At 39.2% G+C, this 15547-nt stretch carries 11 protein-coding genes, 1 tRNA gene, 1 other RNA gene and 1 pseudogene; all 14 read right to left on the reverse strand.

Translation table 11 applies throughout. The features are described 5' to 3' along the window. Positions 1-20: 20 nt before the first annotated feature. The gene (gene carB, locus ACMCNP_RS03665; RefSeq protein ID WP_419313964.1) at positions 21-3356 is read right to left on the reverse strand and encodes a carbamoyl-phosphate synthase large subunit; all 3336 of its coding nucleotides are present in this window, start codon (positions 3354-3356) and stop codon (positions 21-23) included. 12 nt (positions 3357-3368) lie between these two features. Beyond that, positions 3369-4301, reverse strand: coding sequence for a radical SAM protein (locus ACMCNP_RS03670; protein WP_419313966.1), 933 nt, complete (start codon positions 4299-4301; stop codon positions 3369-3371). A 1-nt stretch (position 4302) separates the two neighbouring features. Next, positions 4303-5415 carry a glutamine-hydrolyzing carbamoyl-phosphate synthase small subunit gene (gene carA, locus ACMCNP_RS03675; RefSeq protein ID WP_419313969.1) on the reverse strand — a complete coding sequence of 371 codons (1113 nt, stop codon included), beginning with the start codon at positions 5413-5415 and terminating at the stop codon, positions 4303-4305. A gap of 17 nt (positions 5416-5432) precedes the next feature. Then, positions 5433-6731 (reverse strand): dihydroorotase, encoded by a 1299-nt coding sequence (locus tag ACMCNP_RS03680; protein ID WP_419313971.1) that lies wholly within the window; start codon positions 6729-6731, stop codon positions 5433-5435. 37 nt (positions 6732-6768) lie between these two features. After that, a complete protein-coding gene (locus ACMCNP_RS03685; protein ID WP_419314383.1) occupies positions 6769-7695 on the reverse strand; it encodes an aspartate carbamoyltransferase catalytic subunit in 927 nt (308 codons plus the stop codon). 15 nt (positions 7696-7710) lie between these two features. Continuing rightward, positions 7711-8238 carry a bifunctional pyr operon transcriptional regulator/uracil phosphoribosyltransferase PyrR gene (gene pyrR, locus ACMCNP_RS03690; RefSeq protein WP_419313974.1) on the reverse strand — a complete coding sequence of 176 codons (528 nt, stop codon included), beginning with the start codon at positions 8236-8238 and terminating at the stop codon, positions 7711-7713. A gap of 20 nt (positions 8239-8258) precedes the next feature. Then, complete coding sequence (gene lepB / locus ACMCNP_RS03695) at positions 8259-8900, reverse strand: signal peptidase I (RefSeq protein WP_419313976.1); 642 nt, start codon at positions 8898-8900, stop codon at positions 8259-8261. Between the two features lie 111 nt (positions 8901-9011). Beyond that, on the reverse strand, positions 9012-10817 hold the full coding sequence (gene lepA, locus ACMCNP_RS03700) for a translation elongation factor 4 (protein WP_419313979.1): 1806 nt from the start codon (positions 10815-10817) through the stop codon (positions 9012-9014). A gap of 35 nt (positions 10818-10852) precedes the next feature. Beyond that, positions 10853-11179, reverse strand: an RNA gene (rnpB, locus tag ACMCNP_RS03705) — RNase P RNA component class A. A 44-nt stretch (positions 11180-11223) separates the two neighbouring features. Next, positions 11224-11676, reverse strand: a complete 453-nt coding sequence (locus ACMCNP_RS03710) for a ribonuclease HI family protein (RefSeq protein ID WP_419313982.1) — start codon at positions 11674-11676, stop codon at positions 11224-11226. Between the two features lie 25 nt (positions 11677-11701). Next, positions 11702-12436, reverse strand: a complete 735-nt coding sequence (locus ACMCNP_RS03715; protein WP_419313985.1) for a zinc ribbon domain-containing protein — start codon at positions 12434-12436, stop codon at positions 11702-11704. A gap of 15 nt (positions 12437-12451) precedes the next feature. Further along, entirely contained in the window at positions 12452-13564 is a 1113-nt protein-coding gene (locus ACMCNP_RS03720; RefSeq protein ID WP_419313988.1) for a Nif3-like dinuclear metal center hexameric protein, read from the reverse strand. A 7-nt stretch (positions 13565-13571) separates the two neighbouring features. After that, a tRNA-Ile gene (locus ACMCNP_RS03725) sits at positions 13572-13647 on the reverse strand. A gap of 7 nt (positions 13648-13654) precedes the next feature. Next, a pseudogene (gene rpoD, locus ACMCNP_RS03730) lies at positions 13655-15427 on the reverse strand (RNA polymerase sigma factor RpoD); the annotation flags it as partial. Positions 15428-15547: the final 120 nt, after the last annotated feature.

Here is a 15547-nt window from a genome sequence, read left to right on the forward strand (position 1 = left end):
CACCCCCCCCCACCTAATTATTATATGTTATTTATACGTTTATAATAGTCCTGTAAGGCGTTTACGGACAAATCATTTTCCTTAAGCGCCTTAATTGCCATGCATGCGGCAGTCGCTCCCCTTATAGTCGTATAATAAGGAAGTAAAAACTCTACTGCGCTTCTTCTTATTGCATAAGAATCCTCAAGAGACTTCATTCCCCTCGGCGTATTAAAAATCATAGAAATCTCTTTGTTCTTTAACGCATCTATTATGTGAGGTCTGCCCTCTTTAACCTTATTTATCTTTTTATTTTTAATACCCGATTTATTTAAATATTCCGAGGTTCCTTTCGTAGCTATTATATTTAAACCCATATCTATCAGCGACCCGCATAAATCGTTCAAGTATTTTTTATCCTCGTCTTTAACGCTTATAAGAACGTTTCCCGACAACGGAAGATTTTGCCCGGAGGCTATCTGCGATTTGGCATATGCCATGCCGAAATTTAAATCTATGCCCATTACCTCGCCTGTAGACTTCATTTCAGGTCCAAGCATAGGATCTACGTTCGTAAATTTGGAGAACGGGAATACGGCTTCCTTAACGCAAAAATAGTTTATATGAAACGACCTTCCAAGCCCGAATGTCTTAATTTTTTCCCCTAAAAGCACCTTTGTTGCAAGTTTTGCCACGGGCACTCCGGTAGCCTTGCTTATGAAAGGGATAGTCCTTGAAGCCCGAGGGTTAACCTCTATTATGTATATTTCGTTATTTTTTACGGCATACTGCATATTTGCGAGGCCCTTTACATGGAATTCCCTGCATAGCGTTTCCGTAATATCTTTTATCTTCTCTACAGCGCTCGGTTTTAAGGAAAACACCGGCAAAGAACAGGCACTGTCCCCGGAATGAACACCCGCCTCTTCTATATGTTCCATTATTCCGGCAATATAAGTCGATTCTCCGTCGCTTAAAACGTCTACGTCAACCTCTATCGCATCTTCAAGAAATTTATCGATCAATATAGGGAAAGAAATATCTTGTTTAAATATCTTTTTGATATAGTTCAACAAACCGGCTTCGCCGTAAATAACCTCCATTGCTCTTCCGCCAAGGACATAAGATGGACGGAGTAAAACAGGAAACCCTATTGCGGCGGCTTTTTCATAAATTTCTTCTTCCCTGAACGCCATAGCGTTTTCCGGCTGTAAAAGGTTTATTTTTTCTATAACATTATTAAACTTTTCTCTGTTCTCAGCTATATCTATATACTTAAAAGGCGTCCCTAATATTTTAATGCCGTCGGAATCCAATGCCTCGGCAAGCTTAAGCGGCGTTTGTCCGCCAAATTGCAATATAACCGGAGGATTACCCTCTGCATTACAAACAGCGATAGTATCCTCAAACGTTAACGGTTCAAAATACAGCCTTGAAGACGTATCATAGTCGGTAGAAACAGTTTCTGGATTGCAATTAAGCATAATAGAGGAGTAATTACCGTCTCTTAACGCGAAAGAGCAATGGACACAACAATAATCGAACTCAACACCCTGTCCTATTCTGTTGGGGCCGCTTCCTAAGATTATCACTTTCTTGCCTTCCAACGGTTTAATTTCGTTAAACTTGTCGTAAGACGAATACATATAGGGCGTAGCCGCATCAAATTCGCCGGCGCACGTATCTACCTTCTTATATACCCTTACCACATTATTTTTATCACATACTTCATATATAATTTTTTCCTTGTTTTTAATCAAAGATAGAACATCTTTATCTTTTTTTAAGTATTCTTCGGGCGGGATATGCCTACCGTCGCTCTTTCTCGTAATTATTTTTGCAATAATTCTGTTTGAAAAGCCCAACTCCTTTGATTCCCTCAAAAGTTCTATATCTTTTTCCGGATTTATGCTAAAAAATAGTTTTTTCTCCTGTTCCACTATAAGTCTAATCTGATTAATAAATAGTCTGTCTATTTTAGAAAATTCATATATCTCGTTGACGGTAAAACCTACTCTTAGGGCATCGGCTATTAAAAATAATCTCCTATAATCGTTATTTTCTATAAAAGATTTTATTTCCTCTTTTACTGCCGGAATATCCCGTCTAGTTCCTATTTCGTCATAAGTTAAATCAAGCCCGTAAAGCGATTCTATCCCATAATAACCATTTTCTAAAGACCTCACCGCTTTTTGAAGGGATTCGCAAAGCGTTCTCCCTATCGCCATTACCTCGCCAACCGATTTCATATGTGCCGTCAGAGTGCTATCCGTCTGCAGAAACTTCTCAAAGGTAAACCTCGGCATTTTCGTTACCACGTAATCAATGGACGGCTCAAAGCATGCGAGGGTTTTCTTTGTAATATCGTTAGTGATTTCATCCAAGGTGTAGCCCACAGCAAGCTTAGTCGCTATTTTAGCGATTGCAAAACCAGTCGCCTTTGAAGCTAAGCTCGAACTCCTTGAAACCCTCGGATTCATCTCTATAACATAGGCATCGTCGGAATCCGGATCTAAAGCGAATTGAATGTTGGAGCCTCCAGTTTCTACGCCGATTTCCTTCATTATTTTTATAGAATAATCGCGAAGTTTCTGCAGATCCTTGTCGCTTAATGTCTGTACCGGAGCAACCGTAATAGAATCCCCGGTATGAATACCCATAGGGTCGATATTTTCAATGGAACACACTATTATGGTATTTCTATTTTTATCCGTCATGACTTCAAGCTCGACTTCTTTGAACCCTATGACGGATTTTTCTATCAATATTTCATTAATGGGACTTGCATTTATGCCGTTTAGAGCAAATTCGGCAAACTCGTAAGTATTATAGGCCATTCCGCCGCCTGTCCCTCCAAGCGTAAAAGACGGTCTTATAATTACCGGAAAACCTATTTCCTTTTGAACATTATAAGCCTCTTCCATGTTGGTGGCAAAACCGCCCTGCAAAACCGGAATGCCTATTTTTTCCATACTTCTCTTAAAATATTCCCTATCCTCCGCCTTTTTAATTGCATCTACATTCGCTCCAAGGATATTTATCCCGTATTTTTGCAAAACCCCCGCTTCGTGAAGTTCAAGTACGAGATTGAGTGCCGTCTGTCCACCTAATACAGGCAGTATGCTATCTGGCCTTTCTTTCTCAATAATCTTAACGATAAAATCCATCGTAAGGGGTTCTATATAAGTTTTATAGGCATAATCCGGATCGGTCATAATGGTGGCGGGATTAGAATTGACAAGGACTACTTTATAGCCCTCTTCGACCAACGCCTTTGTACCCTGGGTTCCGGAATAATCAAATTCCGCCGCTTGCCCGATAATTATCGGACCGGAACCTATTATCAAGATTTTTTTGATATCCGTTCTTTTAGGCATAATTTTATTTTTTTATATATATAAATTACGGTCGTTCTGAAAAAACCCCGTTAAATTGTCTTCGGTTATCTCTTTAAGGGCGCATAAATATTCACTTTCCGTTATCTTTCTATTTATATTAATATCATAAAACGCTTTATACGCAGGAAAATACTGACTCATAAGGCTTATCGGCACTTTACCGTCAATCTCTTCCGCAATGAATCTAAAAGAATCCGCGTATCCGCTAATACCGTTCGGCAAAACAAGATGCCTCGCCAAAAGACCGGAAACCGCGATGCCGCAGTTATTTACCTTAAGTTCTCCAACCTGATCGTACATAATTTTTAGCGCTCTCCTGTTGACGATGACATAATCGGCTACACCGGAATATTGCAACGCATATTTATCGTCGGAATATTTTATATCCGGAAGATATATATCTATAATACCGTCCAAAAGATAAAGTAACTTTTCTTCTTCATACCCCGAACTGTTATAAACGATCGGGATTTTTAAACCTTTATTTTTAGCTAAAAAAATTGCCTCTGCTACAAAAAACATATAATGCAAGGATGTAACAAGATTGATATTGTTAGCCCCTTTTTCCTGCAATTTAAGCATGCCTTCGGCAAGTCCCGAGGCATCGTAAATTTTTCCCGTGCAATATCTGCTTACAGGATAGTTTTGACAAAACTTGCACTTTAAAGAACAACCGCTAAAGAATACCGTTCCAGAACCGTTTTTACCCGATATCGAAGGCTCTTCGCCAAAATGCAAATTCATACTCGCTATCTTCAATATGCCGGCCGCTCCGCATAACCCCTTCTCCCCCTTAAATCGCTTTGCCCCGCATTTGCGCGGACATAGCTCGCAGCCCTCCGTCAAATCATAAAGCCCGTCTATTTTTGAACGAAATACCGCATTAGAAAGATTTATATATGACGGAATATGTTCTGCCTTCATTCTATTTTCTTAAACATAAATCCTTAAATTCCGCGAAGAGGTACCTTGAATCTCTGGTGCCGGGAGAACTCTCCGGGTGATATTGCACTGAAAACACACTGAGATTTTCGTTCTTAATGCCTTCCACGGTATTATCGTTAAGACTTATATGCGTAAGTTTGGTATTTTCGACATTTATTGAATTACCCCCGGTCTTAAGCAAATCAACACAAAAACCATGATTTTGCGACGTAATTTCCACTTTTTCCGTCTTTAGGTTCTTAACCGGATGGTTTATTCCGTGATGTCCAAATTTCAGTTTGTAAGTGTCAAAGCCGAGAGAACGGGCAAGTATCTGATGTCCTAAACAAATTCCAAGGATAGGCTTCTCGCCTAACATACTTTTTAAGGTTTCTATCTCTTCTTGCATCGTTTCGGGATCGCCGGGTCCATTCGATAAAAGAATACCATCCGGCTCGGTCGAAAGTATATCTATTTTAGAGAAATTATGCGGAACAACCGTAACATCGGCATTCAACTCATTGAGACATCTTATCGTGTTATATTTCACCCCGTAATCTATGATGGTTACTTTAAATTCCGGAGAATTAACCCTTCTTTCGTAGGCATTTTCGGTAGAAACACCGGAAACAAGATTTAGTCCCTCCATTTTAGGCAATGAGTTTAATCTTCCCCTCATATAAGTAATTCCGGCTTCTTTCGGGGCGATATAAACATTTAGCTGTCCTTCGTCTCTAAGCAAAATAGTCATATATCTTGTATCTATGCCGGAAATTACCGGATATCCGAAAGAGTTAACAAACTCCGATAAGCTTTTTGAAGCACTATGATGCGAAAAATCTCTCGTATAATTCTTGGTAACGAGACCGGAAACCCATACCCTGTCGGATTCAAAATCAATATCGTTTATTCCATAGTTGCCTATCATGGGATACGTCATGACAACAATCTGGCCGCTATAAGACGGGTCGGTAATTAATTCCTGGTAGCCGTTCATGGCCGTATTGAACACGGCTTCTCCGCCGGATTCGATAACACGTCCTTCATATAGCCCCTCGTAATAATTCCCGTTATCCAACATGATTATAGCTTTTTCTTTTTTGGAATCAGTCATAAAATCAAACCCGTACACTATATAAAATTTTGCTGTTTTAGATTAGTATTAATCAAATTTCCCCCGACTATTACACCGGTTGGAATGCCCGTAAATTTCTCGCCTATAAATGGGGAATTCTTGCTCAAGGATTTAATCTTATCCCTTGTAAATTTCCAATTTTTTTGAATATCCACAATCGTAATATCGGCCAAAAATCCGTTCTGCAAAGAGCCCCTGTTCCCTAAATTTAAAATTTTAGCCGGATTAAGCGACATTAACGCGGCTATATCCGACAAAGAAAGCTTCTTCTCACGATAAAGCCTCAATGTTAGCGGCAATGATGTCTGAAGACCTGTAATTCCGAAAGGCGCGCTGTCCAACGTAGTATTCTTCTCACTTTCGCTATGCGGAGCATGGTCTGAGGCTATGACGTCTATGGTTCCGTCCGCCAGCGCTTCTTTTATTGCCGCAACGTCCTCCTTTGTCCTTAACGGCGGATTCATCTTAGCATTGGTATTATACATTAATAACGAATCTTCCGTAAGGGTAAAATAATGGGGACACGTCTCACACGTGATTTTTATGCCGTCCTTTTTTGCCCGCCTTATTATACCGACCGAACCCGCCGTGGAAACATGCGCTATATGAGCGTTTGCGCCGTAATACCCCGCAAGCATGACATCCCTTGCCGTACCTATTTCTTCGGCAATATGAGGAATGCCCTCAACTCCAAGCCGCTCGGATATAACACCCTCGTTCATTACTCCTTTACCGCGAAGCTTTGTATCCTCACTATGAAATATTACCGGCAAATTAAAAGTCCGGGCATACAATAGCGCCCTGCCCATAAGTGCGCTGTCTTCTACGGAATTTCCGTCATCGCTTAACGCAACCGCACCGGATTCTTTGAGTTCCCCCATGTTAGATAACGAAGTGCCGGATAACCCCTTAGATATAGCCCCTATCGGAAACAGGTTAATTAAATTAAGGCTACCGACCTTATCACTCAAAAATACATTTACCGACTTGGAATCATTTACCGGATTAGTATTAGGCATACAGCAGATAGACGTAAAACCGCCCGCTATTGCCGCTTCCATTCCGGATTTTATGGTTTCCTTATATTCAAAACCCGGCTCACGCAAATGAACATGCATATCTATTAAACCGGGTAAAATTACCGAATTTTTTACGTCTATAACCTTAATATCTCTTGTTTTATACTCCGGAGGTACATCTCTTATTACCCCCGCTTCGATATAAATATCTCTTTTTACCTCCGTTTTGGTAACGGGGTCGACTACTATACCATTTTTTATAAGCAAACTTTGCATACAGTGAATATAATATATTTATTCGATATATTTGAGTTTAATTTTTTTGACGACTCAGCAAAATATAAAGACATGCCATTCTGATTGCTACGCCGTTTTCAACCTGCTTAAAAATATGCGTTTTATTATCGTCTATTATGCTTCCCGCTATCTCTACGTCGCGGTTTACCGGTCCAGGATGTAAAATCATAACGTCCTTCGCTGATAGAGATAAAAGCGACGGCGTTAACTGAAAAAAATTCCTATATTCTTCTATCGACGGAATAAAATAATAGCTCGCCCTTTCTTTTTGGATTCTTAGCATTATTACAACATCGGCATGTCGAAGTGCCTCCTCCATACTCTCTGCAATTCTCACGTTTTTTAGTTCGATTAACTTCGGCAAAAGGGAATGCGGTCCGTATAGACAAATTTCTGCTCCCAACTTAGCAAATCCGTATATATCAGACCTTGCAACTCTCGAATGGCAAATATCACCTATAACGGATACTTTTAAGGATTTAATATCTCCCTTTTTTTCCATAACCGTCATAATATCCAAAAGACACTGAGTAGGGTGCTCGTTGGTGCCGTCGCCGGCATTTATAACGGATGCCTTTGTCACCTCGGATACAAAATATGCCGCCCCCGATTCCCCGTGCCTTATCACAAAAACGTCAGGATTCATTGATTCAAGGTTAAGTATTGTATCCCTGAGACTTTCACCTTTAATAACGGAACTCTGAGAAACTGCGATGTTTAATGAATCCGCGCTCAGCCTTTTCTGCGCAATCTCAAATGATAATCTCGTTCGCGTTGACGGCTCATAAAAAAGATTTATTGCGGTTTTTCCTCTCAGGGTCGGAACTTTTTTTATACCTTTTAACGATACTTTTTTAAACTCCTTGGCTATTTCTATAAAATGATGAATATCAGAGGCAGTAAGATCGTTAATAGAAATGAAGTCTTTTTTATTAAAGCTCATCATCAAAGATAAATATTATTTTTCGGTGATTTTTTCTACAAATATTTCTTCGTTTAAAACATTTACATGTATCGTTTCATCTTTTCCTACCCTGATTTTTTTTCCCGTAAAATCCGGACATATCGGCAACTCCCTGCCGCCTTTATCTATAAAAACCGCAAGTCTGATCCTCTCCGGCCTTCCAAAATCAAAAATCTCATCAATAGAAGCCCTGACCGTTCTACCGCTGTTTATGACATCATCTACCAATATTATCTCTTTGCCATTTATATCGAACGGTAATTCCGTAGCATCGACGGTTTTCTTAACGGTAAGCGGATCGTCCCGATATAGCGTCATATCCACGTATCCCATATCACAGCCTATATTAAAACGCTCGAGTATAGCATTCCTAACCAAAGCAGCAAAAGGCACCCCCCCGCTCTTTATCCCCACTATAAGGACATCGCTAAAATTAATCCGAGACTTTAAAATACTATCTAAAAATTTATACAGAACCAAATCCGTTTCTTTTTTGTTTAATAATATCTTCTTCTTCTTCAATTCTAAAAAATCACCCTGTTTTATTTTTTAAAACTACAGTCCGGAATCATCTTTAAAAAACGCTTATAGCGAATATCAAAATGATTTTTAGGATTCCACGAAAAATAAATCATAAACGCTTGACCCACAATATCCTTATACGGAACAAAGCCCCAGTATCTGGAGTCGAAACTATTATCCCTGTTGTCTCCCATAACAAAAATCTCACCCTTGGGAACCACGATCGGACCATAGTTATCCCTCGGCGAATCATAAGAAGGGAGCATCTTATTCGACGTCCACTCCGTATATCTGCATTTAAAAATATGATTATTTATATAAACTCTGTTATCGATAATCCTAATTTTATCACCGGGTGTTCCAACTACCCTTTTAATAAAATCTATTCCGGGTTGTAGATTATACTTTTTTGCATAAGGATACTTAAATACTATGACCTGCCCTGTCATGGGACGGGATACCGGAATGTTTATTTTTGCAAAAGGAATATGAATACCGTAGGTAAATTTATTTACTAATATATGATCTCCGGGTATAAGAGTAGGCTCCATGGAACCGGAAGGTATTTTAAAAGCCTGTACTACAAATGTCCTGAATATTAAAGCAACGATTATAGCTATCGCTATCGCTTTAAAATAATCCCACAGCGTGTGTTTGTCCATATTTTAACTTTTAATATTTAAGATAATACCTAAGCCTGCGAGCTTTATTTGCAAACTGTTAAATTATACCAATTTTTTCCTTTCAAGTCTATAAAAAACCCTGTTCCTAAATTATATTTTTAATATCGAGAGGAAGGCCTCCTGAGGTATTTCGACGGACCCGATATTTTTCATCTTTTTCTTACCTTCCTTCTGTTTTTCCAAAAGCTTCCTCTTTCTCGTAATATCGCCTCCGTAACACTTAGCAAGGACGTTCTTCCTCAACGCCTTGATTTCTTCCCTTGCTATAATCTTTGACCCTACCTGCGCTTGAAGGACAACCTCGAACATTTGTCTGGGTATCAACGTTACTAATTTTTCCACGATATTTCTCCCGCGGAAATAGGCTTTGTCCTTGTGAACAATCACAGACAAAGCATCAATCGGATCTTTATTGACTAAAATCTCTAACTTTACCATGTCCGCCGGTCTATACCCCTTGAACTCATAATCAAACGAAGCATAACCCTTAGACAAAGATTTAAGCTGATCGTAAAAATTAAGAACTATTTCCGATAAAGGCAAATCATAAACAAGCTGGACTCTGTTCTTGGTTATATATTTAAGCTCTATCTGCAGACCCCTTTTGTCGACGCACAAGCTTATTATTCTCCCCAAAAATTCAGAAGGAACATAAATATTCGCCCTTATGAAAGGCTCCTCTATGCGCCCTACTTCCTGTGCGGGTATCTCTTTTGAAGGGGGGAATTTCATAGGATTAAGCGCCGACTTTACTTCACCTTTTAGAGTAATTATATTATAAAGAACGGTAGGAGACGTGGATATAAGGCTTAAACCATACTCCCTTTCCAACCTCTCGACTACTATTTCCATGTGTAAAAGCCCTAAGAAACCGCACCTGAAACCAAACCCGAGGGCAAGTGAATTCTCCAATTCATAAGAAAATGACGGATCGTTAAGTTTTAATTTCTCTATCGAGTCTTTAAGCTCTATATAGTCCTCGGAATCTATTGGATAAATACCTGCGAATACCATCAGATTAGGTTCTTTAAAACCGGGCAAATGCTCTTTGGCGGGGTTATTTTTTAGTGTAACGGTATCGCCTATTTTAAACCTGCCGGCATCTTTTATGTTAGCTATTACAAACCCGACTTCTCCGGCGGACAAACTGTCCAACTCCTTCATATGCGGATCATAGACACCCACTTTTTGAACCTCGTAAGAAAAACCGGAGTGCATTAAAAGTATAATATCCCCGCAAGAAACCTTACCGTCGAATACTCTAATGAGCGCTATAATGCCCCTGTATGAATCGAACCAGGAATCGAAGACCAAAGCCTTAAATGGAAACCGCAGATCGCCTTGCGGCGGAGGGATGGTATCTATAACCGACTCTAGTATCTCTTTTATTCCTATACCCTCTTTTGCGCTTGCCAGTATAGCGTTGCCTGCTTCGATACCGACGACGTCCTCGATTTCTCTTCTAGTTTTCTCGGGATCCGCGCTGGGTAAATCTATTTTATTAATGACGGGAATAATCGTCAAATTCATATCGGAAGCTATATAAACATTTGCAAGGGTCTGAGCCTCCACGCCTTGCGTCGCATCAACGACAAGAAGCGCCCCTTCGCATGCGGCTAAAGATTTTGATACCTCGTAAGAAAAATCAACGTGTCCGGGGGTATCGATTAGATTAAGCACATAAGATACGCCGTTATAATCATAATTTAGCCTGACCGTCTGCGCCTTTATGGTAATTCCCCTTTCGCGCTCAAGATCCATATTGTCTAAAAATTGAGATACCTTTTCTCTCTCGGTAATTGCTCCGGTAAAATCCAAAAACCTGTCTGCAAGTGTGGATTTGCCATGATCTATATGGGCTATAATAGAAAAATTTCTAATATTTTTGATTTCCATTGATGAGATGATTTATATGATAGATGAGATTATAGCCGCAAGCAAAATCATAAGCCGAGTTCTGTCTCAAGGTCGGTCATTTCTCTTTGCAAACAACCCGAAGGCATATGGGGCGAGCAGTCCCTACCTTCCTATTTGTTCTTGCTCTTGACGGGGCTTGCCATAAGCACTATTTACATAGCACCTAAGTGAGCTCTTACCTCACTATTTCACCCTTACCGTATTAAACTGCGATACGGCGGTATATTTTCTGTTGCGCTTTCCTTAAAGTTACCTTTACCGGTATAAAACGGCGTCATGCTCTGTAGAGCCCGGACTTTCCTCAAAAGACATAAGCCTTTTGCGACCGACTGCTTTTGCCTACGACTAATGGTTAATTGTAGCAATTTACAAATTTTTCGTCAATCTATTTGTGTGTCGCCTCATCTATCGCTAAATTCGCTAATTTATCCGCTTCTTTGTTCAATTCTCTTGGAATATGCGTAAATTTAGCCGAATCCGCCTTAATATCTCCAAGCAGCTTTTTTGATTTCTTATAGAGAGGCAATATATTTGCGCTTTTAACCGAATATGCGCCGTTCATCTGCCTGACAAGCAGCTGCGAATCCGAAAAAAAAGCTATTTCTAACGGCAAATTACCATCTATATTTACCGCACCCTTCAAATAACGAAGCGCAATAATCAGAGCCATATATTCCGCTTCGTTATTTGTTGCAATACCAAGATATTCCCTTAAAGAGATTACGGGAACGGCAGCGTTTTTACCCGCAGGCGAAGATGCGTTAAGGAGCACGATACCTGCCCCGGATTTACCCGGATTGCCCCTTGACGCCCCGTCGATATAAACTGCCATTGCCATATATATATTTTCCGTCTTATTTTTTTTATTTTAATCCCGCCGCCTCAGGCAAAGATGCTTCTATATAAAGTATCCTGGAACAAATCGGACACTGCATAAACACGTTTCCGGATATAAGTTCGTTAAACTGCTGGGGTGGAAGCATCCTATAGCATCCGGTGCATGCCCCGGATTCCATTACCGAGGCTATTGCCGGAAATCCTTTATTTTTTCTTACCGTCTCGTATACATTTAAATAATCATTTTTAATCTTGCTCTTTACGGATTCTCTTTTATCGATAAAGCCTTTTTCAATCACGGTGCTTTCTTCCTCTTTCTCTTTGTATTCTATGTTTCTATCCGATAAATCATTTTCTATCTCAGCAATTTCTTTCTGTATAGCCGTTATTTTGCCGACTAACGACTCTTTGTCCTCCATACACGCGAGCGATTCATCATCTAACTGCTTTTTAAGGATTTCGTTGTCTTTTATGGACTTCTGAATCGCATTATACTCTTTATTGGTTTTTATGAGCTTCTGCGTATCTTTCATTTTAATCATTTTACCTTCGCATGATTTTATATCAAGTTCCGCGGCATCTGCTTTTTTACTTATCTCCATTAATTCTTCGTTAAGCTTTTCCATATCTGTTTTTTTCGTGCCTAAAAGATGTTCCGCCCTCTCTATCTCCTTAAATTTTTCCTTGAGCATCTTCTCTAACTTCAGTAATTCCAAATCGATATTTTGAATATCCACAATAAAAGAAATCTGTTCGTTCAAAGTTCTCCCCCTTTATTATATTTTATATTTGAAAAACGGATTATTTTCATAAACATTTTCGATTACCGGTACGCCTAACTCTTCAGACAGCATCTCTTTGACGATACCGGAAAAATACCTTTCCGTATCAAAGTGAGATAATTCTATCACACATATTCCGCTATCATTCGCCTTAATTGCCTTGTCGTGGGTTAATTCCGAAGATATGATGACATCACTACCAGATTTTACTGCTTCGTCCATAAATGAAAATCCGCTCCCCGAAACAACGGCGACTCTTTTTATTTTTCTATTTATATCTCCGCAATAATTTATAAAAATCGGAGAAAATAATGCCCGTATTTTGTCTAAAAGAACGCTAAAGAACATTCCGTTTTCAAAATCTCCGACGGCACCCATGCCTTCCGGGCTACTGCCGCCAAAATCGTAAACAGGATATAAATCGTACGCTATTTCTTCATACGGATGAACTTTTTTCATCTCGCTTATGGCTTTTTTTATAAATCTTTCGTCTATTAAAAGTTCTAATTTAGATTCATCGGCAAAAGAGGTTTTCATACAACTTCCTATAAATGGATCTGAACCGGGAAGCGGTTTAAATGAACCCTTGCCCCTTGTTTCGAAAGAGCAATTTTCATAATTTCCTATTTTTGGATTACCGTATGCGAAAAGAACATCTCTTACGGTTTTGACGTAACCCTTAGGAATAAAAACCGACAACTTATAAAGTTTCATCTTGCGGGGTATCAAAGGGGAGGACTCCTTTATTCCAAGCTTATTTATCATAAACCTGCTCATTGAATAGACGGATGAATCAAAATTAGTATGCATAGAATAAACGCATATATTATTCTTTATGAGAATACTTAAAATATTTCCGCTTTTTGAATCTAAATCCATTGAACGCAGCGGGTGAAAAAAAACCGGATGATGAGTCAGGATAAGATTAAAAGAACGACTTATCGCTAAATCAACACATTTATCGGAAATGTCTAATGACGTTAGAACACCTGAAAGGAGAGCATCTACCTGTTTTATTTGAAAACCCGAATTATCCCACTTCTCCTGAAGACTAAGTGGGATTAGATTCTCTAACTTACTTATTGCATCCTTTATAAATAATGGCATTTTAAAATGGTGGGCCCACCCGGGTTCGAACCAGGGACCAACCGGTTATGAGCCGGCCGCTCTACCAGCTGAGCTATAGGCCCTAATCTACTACTTTGCAAATGTTTTAAGCCTTTTGGAGCGGCTCGGATGCCTGAGTTTTCTGAGAGCTTTAGCCTCTATCTGTCTAATTCTTTCTCTTGTAACCCCGAACTCCTGACCTACTTCCTCAAGCGTATGATCGGACTTTATCCCTATACCAAATCGCATTCTCAAAACTTTTTCCTCTCTTTCCGTAAGGGTTGATAAAACTTTTCCGGTCTGATCTTCAAGATCCGCATTTATTGCGGATTCTAACGGAAGAACCGTCGTTTTATCCTCAATAAAATCTCCAAGATGCGTATCTTCTTCCTCGCCTATTGGAGTTTCCAATGAAATAGGCTCCTTGGCTATCTTTAAAACCTTTCTTACCTTGTCTATAGGAAGATCCATTCTCTCGGCGATTTCTTCCGGAACGGGTTCCCTTCCTATCTCCTGCACTAAAGCCCTTGATGTTCTGATTAATTTATTTATAGTTTCTATCATATGAACCGGAATCCTTATGGTTCTTGCCTGATCGGCAATTGCCCGGGTTATTGCCTGCCTTATCCACCATGTAGCGTATGTAGAAAATTTATAACCCCTTTTATACTGAAACTTTTCTACCGCTTTCATGAGTCCTATATTGCCTTCCTGAATAAGGTCTAAAAATTGAAGACCCCTATTCGAATATTTTTTTGCGATAGACACGACAAGCCTTAAATTGGCCTCGACAAGCTCAGTTTTTGCAACCTTAGACTTTTCTTCTCCGATTTTAATAGCTTCGACTATTGTTTTAAGTTCATCCTTAGGGACGCCTACATCTTCTTCGGACGCCACTATTTTTGACATATATTCTTTTATAAGCTTGTTTATGCTTTCTATCCGCTTATGTTTCTGTGATTTCGACTGTTGACTCTTTTCGTTCTTATTACTCAAAGTCGATTCAAGCTCTCTTATATTTTCTTCATATTCTATAATTTTTAGATTTTGATTTTTAAGCCTAACTATAACTTTATCGGTTATCTTTTTTTTAAGTCTTAACTCCTTAATATAAGCAAGTATCTTTTTTTTCGTATCTATAGACAAGTTTTTAGGGCTTATCCTCGGGATAGTCCTTGCCGTACCCTCGGAATCTGCGTCCTTGACGGAAAAATTATTACCGTTAGAACAGTTTGCCGTGTTATCGCTTGGACTGATTTTATTGAAGGATTCCGAATATTTTTTGTCTTTTTTTAATTTTTTATTAATGCTGACTACTTTTAACTTAAAATCGGTATAGCTTATCTCCCTCTTGATTTTTTCAATAATCATAAGGACCCTGTCTATCGATTTCTCAATATCTTTATCGCTTGGAAAATCCACGTCGTCGAAATCTGAAATAACACCGATAATATTAATCTCCTGACTCTTTAATCTATCCCCTATGGATATAATCCATTTAATCAAAACATCGGAATTTAGTACGGAAGAGAAAATCTCTCCTTCTCCCTCTTCGATACTCTTTGCTATTTCTATCTCCCTTTCACGGGTAAGCAAAGAAACGGAACCCATTTCTTTTAAATACATTCTTACGGGGTCGTTTGTCTTAAGGGATAGATCTTCCGCCTCTATCACTTCCTCGCTTGTTGTTTCGTCGTGAATAAACTTAGAATGAGGGTTTTTTCTCTTATTAAAAATAGTGGAGGAGCTCCTATCCAACTCAACATCTTTTTCCCCAAGCATACTTATAAGGTCGTCAATTTGATCCGGTGATATTATATCTTGAGGTAAAATATCGTTAAAATCGTTATAAGTCAACCTTCCGACTTGCTCTTTTGCTTTTTCGATGCTTTGTTTAATTATTTTATTCTCCAATTTTTTATCCTTTAAGACATCATAAACCGCTACTTTGGCAGATAGCCCTTCATTGTCCTTATACTCATC

This window comes from Candidatus Acidulodesulfobacterium sp. H_13, from assembly GCF_048541835.1.
Classification (GTDB): Bacteria; SZUA-79; SZUA-79; order Acidulodesulfobacterales; family Acidulodesulfobacteraceae; genus QIJE01.

Bases quoted from the DNA above. Each gene is read 5' to 3' on its own strand.
- carB (WP_419313964.1), bottom strand. From the start codon at position 3,356: ATGCCTAAAAGAACGGATATCAAAAAAATCTTGATAATAGGTTCCGGT.
- ACMCNP_RS03670 (WP_419313966.1), bottom strand. From the start codon at position 4,301: ATGAAGGCAGAACATATTCCGTCATATATAAATCTTTCTAATGCGGTA.
- carA (WP_419313969.1), bottom strand. From the start codon at position 5,415: ATGACTGATTCCAAAAAAGAAAAAGCTATAATCATGTTGGATAACGGG.
- ACMCNP_RS03680 (WP_419313971.1), bottom strand. From the start codon at position 6,731: ATGCAAAGTTTGCTTATAAAAAATGGTATAGTAGTCGACCCCGTTACC.
- ACMCNP_RS03685 (WP_419314383.1), bottom strand. From the start codon at position 7,695: ATGAGCTTTAATAAAAAAGACTTCATTTCTATTAACGATCTTACTGCC.
- lepB (WP_419313976.1), bottom strand. From the start codon at position 8,900: ATGGACAAACACACGCTGTGGGATTATTTTAAAGCGATAGCGATAGCT.
- lepA (WP_419313979.1), bottom strand. From the start codon at position 10,817: ATGGAAATCAAAAATATTAGAAATTTTTCTATTATAGCCCATATAGAT.
- ACMCNP_RS03710 (WP_419313982.1), bottom strand. From the start codon at position 11,676: ATGGCAATGGCAGTTTATATCGACGGGGCGTCAAGGGGCAATCCGGGT.
- ACMCNP_RS03720 (WP_419313988.1), bottom strand. From the start codon at position 13,564: ATGCCATTATTTATAAAGGATGCAATAAGTAAGTTAGAGAATCTAATC.